Here is a 14486-nt window from a genome sequence, read left to right as displayed (position 1 = left end):
AAACCACATGGCCGATACCGATATCGTCTGCATTTCCCCGGTCGACGGGCGTGAGCTCGTTCGCCGTCCCATCATGTCCGAGGCTGCCATCGACGCTGCGGTCACGGCAGCGCGCGAGGCGCAAAAGGCGTGGCGCAACACGCCGCTAGCGGAGCGCGCCGCCAGGGTTTCCGCCTTTCTCGACGCATTGCTTGCCATGAACCAGGAAGTGGTGCCGGAGATCGCCCAGCAAATGGGCCGCCCGGTTCGCTATGGCGGCGAGTTCCGCGGGGTCGAGGAGCGTGCGCGCTACATGATCGGCATCGCCGAGAAGAGCCTGCAGCCGATCCCGGCCGATGACGAGAAGGCGGGTTTCCGGCGCATGATCAAGCGCGAGCCGGTGGGCCTCGTGCTCGTGATCGCGCCCTGGAACTATCCTTATCTGACCGCCATCAACACCATCGTGCCGGCGCTCATGGCCGGCAATGCGGTGCTGCTGAAGCACGCCTCGCAGACGGTGCTCGCCGGCGAGCGCTTCCAGATGGCCATGGACCGGGCCGGCATGCCCAAGGGCCTGTTCCAGAACCTGCATCTCAGCCACGACCAGACGAGCCGCATCCTCGGCAGCGGCCTCGTCGATCACTGCAACTTCACCGGCTCCGTCTCCGGCGGGCGCTCCATCGAACGGGCTGCGGCCGGCACCTTCACGTCGCTGGGCCTCGAGCTCGGCGGCAAGGATCCGGCCTATGTGCGCGAGGATGCCAATCTCGACCACGCCATCGAGAACCTGGTTGACGGCGCGTTCTTCAACTCGGGCCAGTGCTGCTGCGGCATCGAGCGCATCTACGTGCACGAGAGGCACTACGACCGCTTCGTCGAAGGCGCGGTCGACCTCGTGAACAAATATGTTCTCGGCAACCCGCTCGATGAGGCGACCACGCTCGGTCCCATGGCGCACAAGCGCTTCGCCGATCTGGTGCGGCAGCAGAACGCGGAAGCCGTGGCGAAGGGTGCAAAAGCCCATATCGACGCCAAGCGCTTTGGCGCCGACACCGGCGACACGGCCTATCTGGCGCCGCAGGTGCTCACCAACGTGGACCATTCCATGAGCGTGATGCGCGAGGAGAGCTTCGGCCCCACCGTCGGCATCATGAAGGTGGCGGGCGACGAGGAGGCGATCCGCCTCATGAACGATTCTCCGTATGGTCTCTCCGCCGCCATCTGGACCTCCGATGTGGATGCGGCAGACGCCATCGGCGACCGGCTCGAGACCGGCACCGTGTTCATGAACCGCTGCGACTACCTCGATCCCGCGCTCGCCTGGACCGGCGTGAAGGACACGGGCCGCGGCGCGAGCCTGTCACGGCTGGCCTACGAGTCGCTCACCCGCCCGAAATCCTACCACCTCCGTCAGATCTGATTGCGAAACCGATGACCACGTCCCCCCGCTCCAACTGGAACTACCCCACCGCCGTCCGTTTCGGGGCCGGCCGCATTGCCGAACTGGCCGAGGCCTGCCGCACGGTCGGCATGAAGGCTCCGCTCATCGTCACGGACCCGTTCCTGGCGACGCAGCCCATGACGAAGGCGGCGTTGGACCAGCTGATCACGGCAGGTCTCAAGGCCGCGATCTTTTCCGACATCAAGCCGAACCCGGTCGAGACCAACGTCTATCGTGGCCTCGAAGCGCTGAAGGCGGGCCAGCACGACGGCGTCGTCGCCTTCGGCGGCGGCTCGGCGCTTGATGCCGGCAAGGTCATCGCCTTCATGGCGGGGCAGACCCGGCCCATGTGGGATTTCGAGGATATCGGCGACTGGTGGACCCGGGCCGATCCCAACGGCATCCAGCCGATCATCGCCGTGCCGACCACAGCCGGCACAGGCTCGGAAGTGGGCCGCGCCGGCGTCATCACGCAGGAGGCCACGCACACCAAGAAGGTGATCTTCCACCCGCTCATGATGCCCAAGATCGTGATCTGCGATCCGGAGCTCACGGTGGGCATGCCGCCCCACATCACGGCAGGCACCGGACTCGATGCGCTGGCCCATTGCATCGAAGCCTATTGCGCGCCCGGCTATCACCCGATGGCCGAGGGCATCGCGGTCGAGGGCATTCGCCTGGTGAAGGAATACCTGCCGCGGGCTTACAAGGACGGCAAGGACATCGAAGCCCGTGCGCAGCTGATGTCGGCCGCCGCCATGGGCGCCACCGCGTTCCAGAAGGGCCTCGGCGCCATCCACGCCCTCTCACATCCGACCGGCGCGCTTTATGACACCCATCACGGCCTGACCAACGCGGTCTTCATGCCTTATGTGCTGGTCTATAACCGGGAGGCCATCGAGCAGAAGATCGAGCGGCTTTCCGCCTATATCGGCCTCGAGCCCTCGTTCCAGGCCTTCCTTGATTGGGTGCTGAAGCTGCGCGCCGACCTTGGCGTGCCGCACACGCTCGAGGGCCTCAAAGTGGACAGCGCGCGCTTCGACGACATGTCCGAGATGGCTCCCAACGATCCGACCGCAGGCGGCAATCCGGTGCCGATCACCCGGGAGAGCGCCCGCAAGCTCTTCGAGGATGCCCTGTCCGGGCGCCTCTGACCTTCGACCATCAACAAAAAAGCACCGCTGTGGCAAACAGCGGTGCTTTTCTTTTCAAAGGAGGCTCTTGCGTCTCAAGCCGCTGCCTTCATGGGTCTCTTCCGCTCGGCCCGCAGGGATTTGAGGGCTTCGGTCCAGCGCAGGAGCTCGTCGAGCATCGTGGCCGCCGAAGTCTTATAGATCTCCACGGGCTTCAGCTTTCCGTTCTCGTCCATGTTCTGGAACACCATCGGCATGGGAACGCCCTCCGGGATCGGCATCATCTTCAGTGTCGTGACGATCTGCTTGGCGACCTGAACCGACCGCAGCCCGCCCGAGATGCCGCCATAGCTCACGAACCCGGCAGGGGCGTAGTTCCATTCGCGGGACAGATAGTTCAGGGCGTTTACCAGAGCCGGAGGCGGAGCGTAGTTGTATTCGGGGGTCACGAACACGAAAGCATCCGCCGCGGACACGCTTTCCGCCCATGCCTTGGTATGCGCGTGATGATAGTTCTGCTTCATCGGGTGCTCGGGCTCGTCGAAGATCGGCAGGTTGAACTCCGCCAGGTCGACCAGAACCGGATCGAACTTGCCATGCTCGGCTGCGAAGTCGTTGAACCATTGCGCGACGCTGGGTCCGACTCGACCGGGACGCGTGCTGGCGATGATGATGTGAAGCTTGGGCTTCATGATGCTTCCTTGATTTGCATTCCAGGTGGGGAACACCTAAGTTCCGATTTGTAACCGAGGCTCATTAAGTAACTTCTCGGGCGCTGCGCAAGGAGGCACTTTCATGTCACCGGGTCACATCCATGTTCCTACCGACTGCCGGACCGTGACGGAGATCCTGTCCCGGGTCGGCGACAAATGGAGCGTCCAGGTCGTGGTTCAGCTGGGCGAAGGTTCCAGGCGATTCAACGAGTTACGCCGCAGCGTAACCGGAATCTCACAACGCATGCTGACCTTGACCTTGCGTGGGCTGGAGCGCGATGGGCTCGTCACGCGGACCGTTTATCCCACCATTCCGCCCCGGGTGGATTACCAGCTCACAGGGCTGGGTTGCTCCCTGCTCAAGACTGTGCGGGGCCTGGGCGAGTGGGCTATCGTCAACAGGGACGAGATCCTGGACGCAAGGCGGCGCTTCGATGAAGGCGCCGCCGACCAGGAGGTTCATCAGCAGCGCCCCGACGCGGCCTGAGAAGACGGCTTCTATCGGCCGATCCGGTGCTCCAGGACCTCCCAGAGGGCAGGGTCGCGGAAGGTCAGGATGGCGCCGTCCGCGCCGATCTCCCGCATCTCGTCCGCGCTCAAGCCCGTCAGAACGCCGAAGGAGAAGAGCCCTGCGGCCTTGGCGGCCCTCATGCCGGAAGGCGAATCCTCGAAGGCGATGGCCTGATCGGCCCCGATGCCGAGCCGCTCCAGGGCGGTCAGATAGGGCAGGGGATCGGGCTTGCCGCGCTCGACCTCCTCAATGGTGATCTCGACCTCGAAACGCCGCGCCAAACCCAGCGCCTCCAGCATGTGGTCCGCATTGAGACGCGGCGCATTGGTCACGAGGGCAATCCTGATCCCCCGCGTCTCGGCCCAGGCGAGGAGGTCGAGGAGACCTTCCAAGGGCTTGAGGTCCGAGGCCATGCGGCGGAACGTGGCCTCCTTCTCGTCCGCATAGGCCTCATGCTTCTCGACCGGCAGATGCGGCAGGAGGGAGGCGAAAATCGCTTCGTTGGTGCGCCCGATGATCGTGGAGCGGTAGATCTCCTCGTTGATCTCTACGCCCTCGGGCCTCAGAACCTCGGCAAAGGCCTCCAGGTGAACCGGGTCGCTGTGCACCAGGGTGCCGTCCATGTCGAAAATCAGGGCTTTGAGCATCGGGCCGTCTCTTGAATGTCTCGGGGCAGGGCCAAGGGAATAGACGTCTTCGCCCGAAAACGCACCCCGTTGGAAATGCAACCCTGCTCTATACATAGATGGGGAGCTGATAAACCCCATGAAGCGTGATCCCATCGATGGTTCGCATCCCTTCCCGGCACTTCGACGAGATATCCCGATGCGGTTGATCGATAAGCTCAGGTTCCTCTACGAGGGCGATACCCTTGAGGCCCATCGTTTTCGCTACGGCCTGCTCGTCTTCGACATAACCACGACCGTCTTCATCGTCGCTTCGTCCTTCCTGCCGCAGTCTTCGCTGGTGCAAGGCGTCGATGTCATCCTCGGGCTCATCGTCCTAGCCGACTTCTCGGCGCGTCTCACGATCAGCCCAACCCCCTGGAAGGACTTGGTGCACCCGACCACCCTGGCCGATGTGGCTGCGATCGTGTCGTTCTTGGCGCCTATCGTTGGGGAAGGTATCGGGTTCCTGCGCATCCTGCGCACGGTGCGGCTCCTGCACACCTACCAGCTTCTTGCACGCCTGCGCGCCGACAGCGCATTCTTTCGCCGGAACGAGGAACTGATCATCGCGTCGGTCAACCTCGCGGTCTTTATCTTCATCATGACCGGCTTCGTGTACGAGACGCAGCACAGGGCCAACGACAAGATCAACAATTACGTGGATGCGCTGTACTTCACCATGGCGGCGCTCACCACCACGGGGTTCGGCGACATCACCCTGACAGGAACCTTAGGCCATCTGATCTCTGTCGTGATCATGATCTTCGGCGTGACGCTTTTCTTGCGCCTCGTGCAGGTTCTGCTCAGGCCTGACAAGGTGAAGCATCCCTGTCCCGTCTGCGCCCTGCAGCGCCACGACAGAGACGCCGTTCACTGCAAGGCCTGCGGCACGACCCTCGATATCCCGGATGAGGGGGTCATCTAGGAGCTTCATGCGTCTGGAATGATGGCGACGCCTCGGTTTGTCACGAAAGAGATCGCAACCGGAGTGCCTGGTGCAACCGGCTCCTTGCGACCGAATTGAACGACGAAGAGATCGCCAATTGAGCTCTCTACGTCGTACTCCACTTGCGTCCCGAGATAGGAGGCCTTCCTCACCGCGCCGGCAAGTGCACCCGTCGAGGCCGTGCCCTCGTCAAGGAGGATGGCATCGGGACGGACGGCCAGTTTCACGGCCCCCTGGCTTGCTCCTCTATGTGGGAGCTGAAGACTGACATTCCCGATCCTTACCTGCGCCGTCGGTCCCGCAACGCTGACGAGTTCACCCGAGATGATGTTGGCGTCGCCGATGAAGTCCGCCACGAACAGGTTCGCAGGCTCCTCATAGAGTTCACGCGGCGCGCCGGTCTGCGCGATGCGGGCGTTGGACATGACGATGATGTGGTCGGAGACGGCAAGCGCCTCCTCCTGATCGTGCGTCACATAAGCCACGGTGAGGTTCAGGCTCTGCTGAAGCTCGCGGATGTCCTCGCGCACCCGCCGACGCAGCTTGGCGTCGAGGTTGGAGAGCGGCTCGTCGAAGAGCAGCACCTGCGGCTCCAGCACCAGCGCGCGGGCCACCGCCACACGCTGCTGCTGCCCGCCGGAGAGTTCGGACGGAGCCCGCTTCTCAAGGCCTTTGAGGCCGATGAGCTCGAGCTTCTCCATGGCCATCCCGTAGGCGTCCTTTTTCGGGACGCCCTGTACGGATGGGCCATAGGCCACGTTCTCCAGCACCGACATGTGCGGGAAGAGCGCATAGGACTGAAACACCATGCTCACGTCCCGGTCGGCGGCCGACAGATTCGTCACGTCGCGACCGCCGATCAGGATCTGGCCTGAGCTTGCCATCTCAAGGCCTGCGATCATGCGCAACGTCGTGGTCTTGCCGCATCCGGAGGGGCCGAGCAGGGTTACGAGTTGGCCGGGAGGAATGGTGAAGGAGACGCTGTCCACCGCCGTGACGGCGCCGTAGCGCTTCGTCACGTTGCGGAATTCCACGGAGGCCGCAGGCTTCTTGAAGGCCGTGGGCCGGGCCAGGGTGCTGATGGATGTCGCTTGATTCATGGAATGGCCTGCACGGCAACGGGGGAGGGAGCTGCGCTCGCGCTGCGGCGGCCGAGACGCCGCTCGCCGACGGCCAGCTGGATCGCCACGATGGCAAACAGCATGACGACGATGAGCACGGTGGAATAGGCGATCGCGAGGCCGAACTCGCCTGCCTCGACCCGGCCGACGATATAGGTCGTGGCCATGTTGTACTCGGCGGTGACGAGGAAGATCACGGCGCTCACGGCCGTCATGGCGCGCACGAAGGAATAGACCAGGGAAGCGACGATGGCCGGCCGCAGCAGCGGCAGCACCACGCGGCGCATGGTGGTGGCCGAGCGCGCGCCCAGGGTAAGGGAGGCTTCGTCGAGGCTCTTGTCGATCTGGCTCAAGGTGGCGATGCCGGAGCGCACGCCCACCGGCATGTTGCGGAACACGAAGCACATGACGAGGATGAATCCCGTTCCGGTGATCTCGATGGGCGGCACGTTGAAGGCGAGAATGTAGGACACGCCCACCACCGTGCCGGGAATGGCAAAGCTGAGCAGCGTGCCGAACTCGAAGGCGCGCTGGCCCGAGAAGCGCTGGCGCGTGAGCAGATAGGCCGTCAGCAGGCCTATGGCCGCGGTGAGCGGCGCGGAGAGCGCCGCCACCTTCATGGTGGCGAAGAAGGAGTCCCAGGCCGAGCCTGAGAAGTAGAGACCCGCACCGGTGCTCTCAACACGAAAAGCGGTGAGGAAGTGCTCGAGGGTCAGCGTGTAGTCGCGCCCCATCGAGCGCACGAAGGCGCCCACGAGGATGATTGCGTAAACACCGAGCGTGAACACGGCCCACGGAACGGCCGTGAAATAGGAGGCAAGCGCCACCCGGCGCGGCAGCGGCAGCGGAATGCCCGCATCGCCCTTGCCGGTCACCGTGGTGTAGACCTTCTTGCCGAGCCAGGCGTGCTGGAGCCAGAAGGCCCCGAGGGTAAAGGCGAGCAGGATGATGGAGAGCACCGCGGCGCGGCCTTGGTCCTGCTGGGCGCCCACGACGGCAAAGAAGATCTTGGTGGAGAGAACCTCGTAGTTGCCGCCGAGCACGAGCGGATTGCCGAAATCGGCGAGGCTCTCGACAAAGCCGAGGAGGAACGCGTTCGCGAGGCCCGGCCGCATGAGCGGCAGCGTCACGGTCCAGAAGGTCGTCCAGCTTTTGGCGCGCAGGGTCTGCGAGGCCTCCTCCAGGGTTGGGCTGATGCCCTGCACCACGCCGATGAGCACCAGGAAGGCGATGGGCGTGAACGCCAGGAGCTGTGCGATGAACACACCGGGAAGGCCGTAGATCCAGCGGGATCGCGGAACGCCGAACCACTCCCACAGCACGGCGGAGAGCGCACCGGAACGGCCGAAGATCAGGATCAAGGCAAGGCCGATCACGAAGGGCGGCGTGATGATGGGCAGGACGCTCATCACGCGCAGAACCTTCTTGAACCGGAAATCCGTGCGGGTTGCGATCAGCGCGAAGGCGAGACCCAGAGCCGTGGTGCCGACGCCCACGAGGAGGCCGAGGAACAGGGTGTTCCAGGCAACCCCGCAACGCAGATCGCCCCACAGGCAGTCCAGTCCCCAAATCGACCTGTCGAGGAATTTTACGATGAACTCCGAAGGCGCGAAGTTGCCGCTGTTGTCGGCAAAGGCGCTCGCCAGAATGGTGGAAACGGGAAAGAACACGAAGACGACGATCAGCGCGATCACGACGCCGATGGAGGACGTCACGAAGGCATCGCCCCGGCACCAGCCGCGGGCCGCAAGGCCATGGCAAAGGATGATCAGGAACGATGCCGAGGTGAGCGCCGCGCCGTAGCCCACGCCGGTCTGGCTCGGGCCCGGATCGCTCACGAAGCTCTTGAGGGCATCCAGCGTCCAGCCGTTCAAGCCGATGGAAAAGCCTTCAAGGATGATGAGGGCGAGGCCCACAAACCCGGATGCCGCAAGCCATGTGCCGTTTGATGATGAGGGAAAAATCACCGGGCGCAGAGCCATGAGGAGCGGCGCCAGGACGGGCAGGAGCCACCAGGCCCCTCTCAGGCCATGAGCGAGAGCCGAGCCGCCGATGACGTAATCGCTGAACTCCAGGGATGCATTACGGTCGAACCCATACCAGGGCAGGAGGGCAAAGCCGACCCAGCCCAGAACGATCAAGCCAAGGGTTGCCCGTGACATCGTGTGTTCTCGCATCAAAGCCGATGCCGGATCCGTGGGATCCGGCGTGGAAGCCGATCGGATGAAACGCTTTCGGCAAGGCAGCAGGCCGCTTTGCCGAAAGCGCGGTTCAGCCCGACTACTTGGGCAGGTTCTTCACCTCGTTGTCCCACTTGGACAGGAGGCGCTTGCGCTCTTCCGAGGAGCCGTACTTGGCGAAGTCGAAGGTGATCAGCTTGATGTCGCTGAGCTTCGGAGCCTGGGGCGGAACCGGCGTGCTCTTGTTGGACGGCACCTGATAGGACTTGGCTTCCGCGCCGATCTTCTGCGCATCGGCGGTCAGGGCCCAATCGTAGAACTTCTGGGCATTCTCCAGGTTCTTCGCGCCCTTGATGATGGACATGGAGCCGATCTCGTAGCCTGTGCCTTCGCAGGGAGCCACGACCTTCACCGGAGCCTTGTCGACGACCATCGTGACGATGTCGTGCATGAAGGCGATGCCGGCTGTCGTCTCACCCAGCGCCATGGCCTTGGCCGGAGCAGCGCCCGACTTGGTGTACTGGTTGATGTTCTTGTGCAGAGCTTTCAGGTATTCGAAGCCCTTGTCCTCGCCCATGAGCTGGACGATGGTCGCCAGAAGCGTATAGGCCGTGCCGGAGGAGTTCGGATCGGCAACCTGCACCTCGTCCTTCAGTTCGGCTTTCAGCAGATCCGCCCAGCATTTCGGCTCGCCGATGTTGTTGGACTTGGCGAGTTCGGTGTTGTAGCCGAAGCCGAGAGCGCCCGAGTAGATGCCGACCGTGCGGTTCTTGGACTGCTCCCACTGACGCACCGCCCAGTCCTGCAGCTCGCCCATCTTCGGCGACTTGTACTCCAGGGTCAGGCCCTCTTCGGCTGCCTGCATGTGGGGATCGCCCGTTCCGCCCCACCAGATATCGGCGCGAGGATTGGCCGCTTCCGCCTTGATCTGGGCGAAGACCTCACCGGCGCTCTTGCGGGTCATCGAGACCTTGATGCCGGTTTCCCGCTCGAAGGCGGTGGTCATGGCGCGGCACCATTCCTCCTGGACGCCGCAATACATAACCAGAGCGCCTTGAGCTTGAGCCGCTCCGGCAGACATGAAGGACAGGGCCGCCATCGTGCCTGCCAGCATGGTTGCCGCAACAAAGTTCCTCTTCAGCTTCATCCAATCCTCCCATGTGGTGGTTCTTGTTATTTGCTTGGCCGGCTAAGCTCTCCTCATTGTGCCCATGGGTCAAGTGCCCTGCCGATGATCCAAACTTGAATCTTTAGAATAAGATGGCGGCTCACGGCTGTTTCGAGATGCCCGTTGCTGCCATGAGGGCGGTTGCCAGTTCGGGTGTGCAGGCCAGGACAGGATTGCCGCGCCGCAGGCCATCCCCTGCCAGGAAATCGTTGGTCCAGCCCCCAGCCTCTTCGATGATCAGAAGGCCTGCCAGGGCGTCCCAAGAATTGATGTGAAGCTCGCAATAGGCATCGATGCGCCCGTCCGCCACATACGCCAGGCCCAGGGTGCCCGATCCGGCGCGGCGCACGTTGGCGCCGCCCGTTTTCAGCTTGTTGACCATGAAGACGTACGGCTCGGGCGGCAGGCGCGGCGACCAGCCGGCTTCCACGGTTGCCTGCTTCATGTCGGCAAGGCCGCTGACCCGAATCGGCTCCCCGTTGAGGATGGCGCCTCGGCCCCGCTGCGCGGTGTAGAGTTCCGCGTGCATGGCGTCATAGATCACGCCGATCTCCACCCGGTTGTCGCGCACGAACGCAATGGAAATCGCAAAATGCGGGATGCCTCGAGCGAAGTTTGCCGTGCCGTCGATGGGGTCCACCACCCACACATCGCGCTCGAAGGAGCCGCCGCCTTCCTCGCCGAAGAAGGAGTCGTCCGGGAAAAGCTCGCTCAAGCGACCCCGGATCAACTCCTCCACTTCGGCATCCGTTGCGGTCAGAAAGTCCTGCGGCCCCTTGAAGTCGGGCCGCTGGGAGCGCGGCCTCTCCAGAAAGCGCTTGCGCGCCAGCACCCCGGCTTCCCGGGCAATGGCGCAGGCTGCGGCAAATCTCATGTTCAGATCGTTGGTGGTCATGGCGTCCTTCCGGATCAAAGTGACCGGCAGCTTTGTTATCAGGGGTTCATCCTGGTCTGGGAGAATGGCTGAATCCATGAGACGAAAGACAGAGAGTGCGTTCCCAAAACTTGGCGATCTAACCCTTTATTAGCCGGCTCAAATCACTTACGTTACAAACTATCTTGTTAGGAGTCCTACTCTCGTCGAATGCCCAGAACCCCGAAAGAAGAACTCAGCCAGGTCGCAGCGCTCCCCTTCCGGATCAAGGATGGAAGGGTCGAGGTGCTTCTCGTCACGTCGCGCGAAACCAAGCGCTGGCTGATCCCCAAGGGCTGGCCGATGAAGGGCAAGAAGCCCCATAAGGCGGCGGCGCAGGAAGCGGAGGAGGAGGCCGGCGTCAAGGGCGACATCAAGAACGAGCCGTTGGGCTATTACGATTACTGGAAGCGCCGCGCCGCGCATTTCGACCTGTGCCGGGTCGACGTGTATCCGCTGGAGGTGTCCAAGCAGCTCAAATCCTGGCGGGAGAAGGGCCAGCGTCAAGCCCGGTGGTTCGAGGTCGAAGAGGCGGCTCATCAGGTGCTGGAGCCTGCCCTGGCCCAGCTCATCCGCAGCCTGCCCGAATATCTCTGAGCCCTGTTCCAAAAGAGTGAAGGCGTTTTTTGCGGCTTCCAGGGAACGCAAAGCTGCTCAAGAAGTCTTTCCTGTGACGAGAGAGGTCGAGCGCTGAAGCTTGGCCATTTTTCAGGCACGTTGAGGGAGACTTCGATGAAGGCGCTTGTTTGGCACGGCACGACTGATATCCGCTGCGACTCCGTTCCCGATCCACAGATCGAGCATCCCCGCGACGCGATCATCAAGGTGACGAGCTGTGCCATCTGCGGCTCGGATCTCCACCTTTACGATCACTTCATGCCGGGCATGAAGAACGGCGACATCATGGGCCATGAAAGCATGGGCGAGGTCGTCGAAGTCGGGCCAGAGGCCAAGGGGAAGCTGAAGGTCGGCGACCGGGTGGTGATCCCCTTCACGATCATCTGCGGCCAGTGCGATCAGTGCAAACGCGGCAACTTTTCCGTCTGCGAGCGCACGAACCGCAACGGCCATATCGCCGCCAAGGCCTTCGGCCACACCACGGCCGGCCTCTTCGGCTACACCCATCTGACCGGCGGCTATCCGGGCGGACAGGCCGAATACCTGCGCGTTCCCTTCGCGGATGCCACGCACATCAAGGTTCCGAGCACGCTGTCCGACGAGCAGCTTCTCTTCCTCAGCGATATTTTCCCGACCGGCTGGCAGGCCGCCGTCCAGTGCGACATCGAGCCGACCGACACGGTGGCGATCTGGGGCGCAGGCCCCGTGGGCCAGATGGCGATCCGCAGCGCCATCCTGCTCGGCGCCAAGCAGGTGATCGCCATCGACCGGGTGCCCGAGCGTCTCGACATGGCGCGGGCCGGCGGCGCCATCACGATCAACTTCGACGAGGAGAGCGTGATCGAGCGCCTCAACGAGCTGACCAACGGCAAGGGCCCGGAGAAGTGCATCGACTCCGTCGGCATGGAGGCACATGCGGCCGGCACGGTCGACGCCATGTATGATCGCGTCAAGCAGGCCACCATGATGGAGACCGACCGTCCGCACGTGCTGCGCGAGATGGCCTATGTCTGTCGCCCGGCCGGAACGCTCTCGGTCCCCGGCGTTTATGGCGGCCTTCTCGATAAGATTCCTTTCGGCGCCATCATGAACAAGGGCCTCACGATCCGCACGGGCCAGACGCACGTGAACCGCTGGACCGACGACCTCCTGCGCCGCATCGAGGAGGGGCAGATCGATCCGTCCTTCGTCATCACGCACACGGTGGGTCTCGAACAGGGACCCGAGATGTACAAGATTTTCCGCGACAAGCAGGACGGCTGCATCAAGGTCGTTCTCAAGCCCTGATAGGTGAGATCATGCGCTACGAAACAGACAGAACGCGCCGTCGCGGTCACGCCGACACGGCCACCGATACCCTAGCCCGCGGGCTCGGCCTATTCTCCATCGCTCTCGGCATCGCCGAGGTGGTGGCTCCCCGAGCCCTTGCGCGCACGCTCGGCATGAAAGGGCAGGAGGGGCTGATCGTCGGCTACGGCCTGCGCGAGATCGCAACAGGCGTGGGCATTCTGGCCTCGAAGGATCCGACCCCCTGGATCTGGGGGCGCGTGGCCGGCGACGGCCTCGATCTCGCAACCCTGGCGACCGCGCTCGAGGGCAACAACCCGAAGAAGGGCAATGTGGGCATCGCCATGGCGGCGGTCGCCGGCGTGACGGCGCTCGACGTCTACTGCGCCCAGACGCTCAGCCGTGAGAGCCCGCATCCGCTGCCGCCTGCCCAGGATTATTCCGACCGCAGCGGCTTCCCCCGCGGGGTGGAGCAGTCACGGGGTGCCGCCAGCGATTTCGAGGTCCCGCGGGACTTCCGCGCGCCCGAGGCCATGCGGCCCTATACGCAGCCGCAGGCGCCGCAGAACCCAATGCCGTCCATGTAAGCTCCTGCATGGCAAAGCCGCAGGTTTTCACGATCGGCTATGAGGGAGCGGATGTGGACCGCTTCCTCACCACCTTGAAGGATGCAGGCGTGGCGACGCTGGCCGACGTGCGCGCCGTCGCGCTCTCGCGCAAACGGGGGTTCTCGAAGTCAGCCTTGCGCGATGCCTTGGCCACTCAAGACATCGGCTACCAGCATTTCATCAAGCTCGGCACCCCGAAGGAAGGGCGGCAGGCTGCGCGCGCCGGCGATGGCGAACTCATGCGCCGGATCTACTGCGACGAGGTTTTGGCAACGGAACCAGCCCAGGAAGCCTTCCGGGAACTTGAGGCATTGGCCCAGGCCCAGCCGATCTGCCTCCTGTGCTTCGAGCGTGATCCCGAGAACTGTCATCGCCGCGTCCTGGCGCAGCGCCTTGCCGAGCGAGGGTTCGAAACGGTGGATCTGACGGTTCTGTAACGCTACAAGGAACCGAGGTCACAGGAACTGTTGAGGGATCCATGAGCGCAGTCGTCACGGCGGTGAGTTGCAGCCCGACTCACAGCTTCAGCAAGCCCAATCTGGCTTCCATCCGCCTTCTTGCAGGTCTGGGTGTCGAAGGCGATGCGCATCTGGGCACGACCGTGAAGCACCGGTCGCGGGTGGCTAAGGATCCGAGCCAGCCGAACCTGCGGCAGGTTCACCTGATCCATACGGAACTGTTCGATGAGCTGAAGGGCAAGGGCTTTACCGTTGCGCCCGGCGACATGGGCGAGAACGTTGCCACGCGCGGCATCGATCTGCTCGGGCTCCCGACAGGCGCGCGTCTTCTTATCGGCGAGAGCGCTGTTGTCGAGGTGACGGGCCTGCGCAATCCGTGCGTCCAGATTGACCGGTTTCAGAAAGGGCTCATGAAGGCAGTGCTGGATAAGGACGAGCAGGGCAATCTCATCCGCAAGTCCGGTGTAATGGGCGTCGTGCTGGAAGGCGGCGAGGTGAAACCCGGAGATCCCATCCGGGTGGAATTGCCGCCTGCGCCCCACCGGCATCTCGAGGTTGTCTAAAATTCAAATCGACATGAAACAAAACTGCGATTGCCAAGTTAACTGAACTGCATTACCTGTCGGTTAGGTATATTTTCTAGAGAGGGAGGACTGCATGGCTTTTATCTGCTTGCCGCACGTTCCTCCCGCGTCCAGCCATAAACTGGACCCGGCGGGGCTCTGAGGCCCGGCGCCCCCTA

The 14486-nt window shown here is 63.4% G+C and carries 15 protein-coding genes; 9 read left to right on the top strand and 6 right to left on the bottom strand.

What is annotated here, in order from left to right:
* The first annotated feature begins 7 nt into the window (after positions 1-7).
* Positions 8-1399, top strand: coding sequence for an aldehyde dehydrogenase family protein (locus JKG68_RS11045; RefSeq protein WP_202059232.1), 1392 nt, complete (start codon positions 8-10; stop codon positions 1397-1399).
* Positions 1400-1410: 11 nt separating this feature from the next.
* The gene (locus JKG68_RS11040; protein ID WP_202059230.1) at positions 1411-2574 is read left to right on the top strand and encodes an iron-containing alcohol dehydrogenase; all 1164 of its coding nucleotides are present in this window, start codon (positions 1411-1413) and stop codon (positions 2572-2574) included.
* 74 nt (positions 2575-2648) lie between these two features.
* On the opposite strand, the gene JKG68_RS11035 is transcribed toward JKG68_RS11040, so the two are convergent.
* On the bottom strand, positions 2649-3245 hold the full coding sequence (locus tag JKG68_RS11035) for an NADPH-dependent FMN reductase (protein ID WP_202059228.1): 597 nt from the start codon (positions 3243-3245) through the stop codon (positions 2649-2651).
* A 103-nt stretch (positions 3246-3348) separates the two neighbouring features.
* On the opposite strand from JKG68_RS11035, the gene JKG68_RS11030 reads away from it, so the two are divergent.
* Positions 3349-3753 (top strand): winged helix-turn-helix transcriptional regulator, encoded by a 405-nt coding sequence (locus JKG68_RS11030; protein WP_202059226.1) that lies wholly within the window; start codon positions 3349-3351, stop codon positions 3751-3753.
* 11 nt (positions 3754-3764) lie between these two features.
* On the opposite strand, the gene JKG68_RS11025 is transcribed toward JKG68_RS11030, so the two are convergent.
* Positions 3765-4424, bottom strand: a complete 660-nt coding sequence (locus JKG68_RS11025) for an HAD family hydrolase (protein ID WP_202059224.1) — start codon at positions 4422-4424, stop codon at positions 3765-3767.
* A gap of 178 nt (positions 4425-4602) precedes the next feature.
* Here JKG68_RS11025 and JKG68_RS11020 point away from each other — a divergent pair, with 178 nt between their 5' ends.
* On the top strand, positions 4603-5370 hold the full coding sequence (locus tag JKG68_RS11020; RefSeq protein WP_202059222.1) for a potassium channel family protein: 768 nt from the start codon (positions 4603-4605) through the stop codon (positions 5368-5370).
* Between the two features lie 5 nt (positions 5371-5375).
* On the opposite strand, the gene JKG68_RS11015 is transcribed toward JKG68_RS11020, so the two are convergent.
* From JKG68_RS11015 to JKG68_RS11000, 4 genes are all read right to left on the bottom strand, one after another.
* Entirely contained in the window at positions 5376-6491 is a 1116-nt protein-coding gene (locus JKG68_RS11015) for an ABC transporter ATP-binding protein (protein WP_202059220.1), read from the bottom strand.
* The gene (locus JKG68_RS11010; RefSeq protein WP_202059218.1) at positions 6488-8689 is read right to left on the bottom strand and encodes an ABC transporter permease; all 2202 of its coding nucleotides are present in this window, start codon (positions 8687-8689) and stop codon (positions 6488-6490) included. Before JKG68_RS11010 ends, JKG68_RS11015 begins: the two co-directional genes overlap by 4 nt.
* A 103-nt stretch (positions 8690-8792) precedes the next feature.
* Positions 8793-9839: an ABC transporter substrate-binding protein gene (locus JKG68_RS11005; protein ID WP_246515309.1), complete on the bottom strand. Its 1047-nt coding sequence runs from the start codon at positions 9837-9839 to the stop codon at positions 8793-8795.
* A gap of 121 nt (positions 9840-9960) precedes the next feature.
* Entirely contained in the window at positions 9961-10755 is a 795-nt protein-coding gene (locus JKG68_RS11000) for an inositol monophosphatase family protein (protein WP_202059216.1), read from the bottom strand.
* A gap of 189 nt (positions 10756-10944) precedes the next feature.
* Here JKG68_RS11000 and JKG68_RS10995 point away from each other — a divergent pair, with 189 nt between their 5' ends.
* The 5 genes from JKG68_RS10995 (at position 10945) to JKG68_RS10975 (ending at position 14307) form a co-directional block, all read left to right on the top strand.
* A complete protein-coding gene (locus JKG68_RS10995; RefSeq protein WP_202059214.1) occupies positions 10945-11370 on the top strand; it encodes an NUDIX hydrolase in 426 nt (141 codons plus the stop codon).
* A gap of 135 nt (positions 11371-11505) precedes the next feature.
* Complete coding sequence (locus tag JKG68_RS10990; RefSeq protein ID WP_202059212.1) at positions 11506-12678, top strand: zinc-dependent alcohol dehydrogenase; 1173 nt, start codon at positions 11506-11508, stop codon at positions 12676-12678.
* Positions 12679-12689: 11 nt separating this feature from the next.
* Positions 12690-13265: a cyclase dehydrase gene (locus JKG68_RS10985; protein WP_202059210.1), complete on the top strand. Its 576-nt coding sequence runs from the start codon at positions 12690-12692 to the stop codon at positions 13263-13265.
* Between the two features lie 8 nt (positions 13266-13273).
* Positions 13274-13723 carry a DUF488 domain-containing protein gene (locus JKG68_RS10980; RefSeq protein ID WP_202059208.1) on the top strand — a complete coding sequence of 150 codons (450 nt, stop codon included), beginning with the start codon at positions 13274-13276 and terminating at the stop codon, positions 13721-13723.
* A gap of 41 nt (positions 13724-13764) precedes the next feature.
* On the top strand, positions 13765-14307 hold the full coding sequence (locus JKG68_RS10975; RefSeq protein WP_202059206.1) for an MOSC domain-containing protein: 543 nt from the start codon (positions 13765-13767) through the stop codon (positions 14305-14307).
* Positions 14308-14486 lie beyond the last annotated feature (179 nt).

The organism is Microvirga aerilata (assembly GCF_016743775.1).
GTDB lineage: Bacteria > Pseudomonadota > Alphaproteobacteria > Rhizobiales > Beijerinckiaceae > Microvirga > Microvirga aerilata.
Note: the sequence above shows the minus strand (reverse complement) of the source record. Positions and strands in the feature narration are given on the sequence as shown.

What these genes read in the sequence shown, in the direction of transcription:
- JKG68_RS10995 (WP_202059214.1), top strand. Translation starts at nt 10,945, where the DNA reads ATGCCCAGAACCCCGAAAGAAGAACTCAGCCAGGTCGCAGCGCTCCCC.
- JKG68_RS10980 (WP_202059208.1), top strand. Translation starts at nt 13,274, where the DNA reads ATGGCAAAGCCGCAGGTTTTCACGATCGGCTATGAGGGAGCGGATGTG.
- JKG68_RS11025 (WP_202059224.1), bottom strand. Translation starts at nt 4,424, where the DNA reads ATGCTCAAAGCCCTGATTTTCGACATGGACGGCACCCTGGTGCACAGC.
- JKG68_RS10975 (WP_202059206.1), top strand. Translation starts at nt 13,765, where the DNA reads ATGAGCGCAGTCGTCACGGCGGTGAGTTGCAGCCCGACTCACAGCTTC.
- JKG68_RS11045 (WP_202059232.1), top strand. Translation starts at nt 8, where the DNA reads ATGGCCGATACCGATATCGTCTGCATTTCCCCGGTCGACGGGCGTGAG.
- JKG68_RS10985 (WP_202059210.1), top strand. Translation starts at nt 12,690, where the DNA reads ATGCGCTACGAAACAGACAGAACGCGCCGTCGCGGTCACGCCGACACG.
- JKG68_RS11010 (WP_202059218.1), bottom strand. Translation starts at nt 8,689, where the DNA reads ATGCGAGAACACACGATGTCACGGGCAACCCTTGGCTTGATCGTTCTG.
- JKG68_RS11040 (WP_202059230.1), top strand. Translation starts at nt 1,411, where the DNA reads ATGACCACGTCCCCCCGCTCCAACTGGAACTACCCCACCGCCGTCCGT.
- JKG68_RS11020 (WP_202059222.1), top strand. Translation starts at nt 4,603, where the DNA reads ATGCGGTTGATCGATAAGCTCAGGTTCCTCTACGAGGGCGATACCCTT.
- JKG68_RS11000 (WP_202059216.1), bottom strand. Translation starts at nt 10,755, where the DNA reads ATGACCACCAACGATCTGAACATGAGATTTGCCGCAGCCTGCGCCATT.
- JKG68_RS11005 (WP_246515309.1), bottom strand. Translation starts at nt 9,839, where the DNA reads ATGAAGCTGAAGAGGAACTTTGTTGCGGCAACCATGCTGGCAGGCACG.
- JKG68_RS11035 (WP_202059228.1), bottom strand. Translation starts at nt 3,245, where the DNA reads ATGAAGCCCAAGCTTCACATCATCATCGCCAGCACGCGTCCCGGTCGA.
- JKG68_RS10990 (WP_202059212.1), top strand. Translation starts at nt 11,506, where the DNA reads ATGAAGGCGCTTGTTTGGCACGGCACGACTGATATCCGCTGCGACTCC.
- JKG68_RS11015 (WP_202059220.1), bottom strand. Translation starts at nt 6,491, where the DNA reads ATGAATCAAGCGACATCCATCAGCACCCTGGCCCGGCCCACGGCCTTC.
- JKG68_RS11030 (WP_202059226.1), top strand. Translation starts at nt 3,349, where the DNA reads ATGTCACCGGGTCACATCCATGTTCCTACCGACTGCCGGACCGTGACG.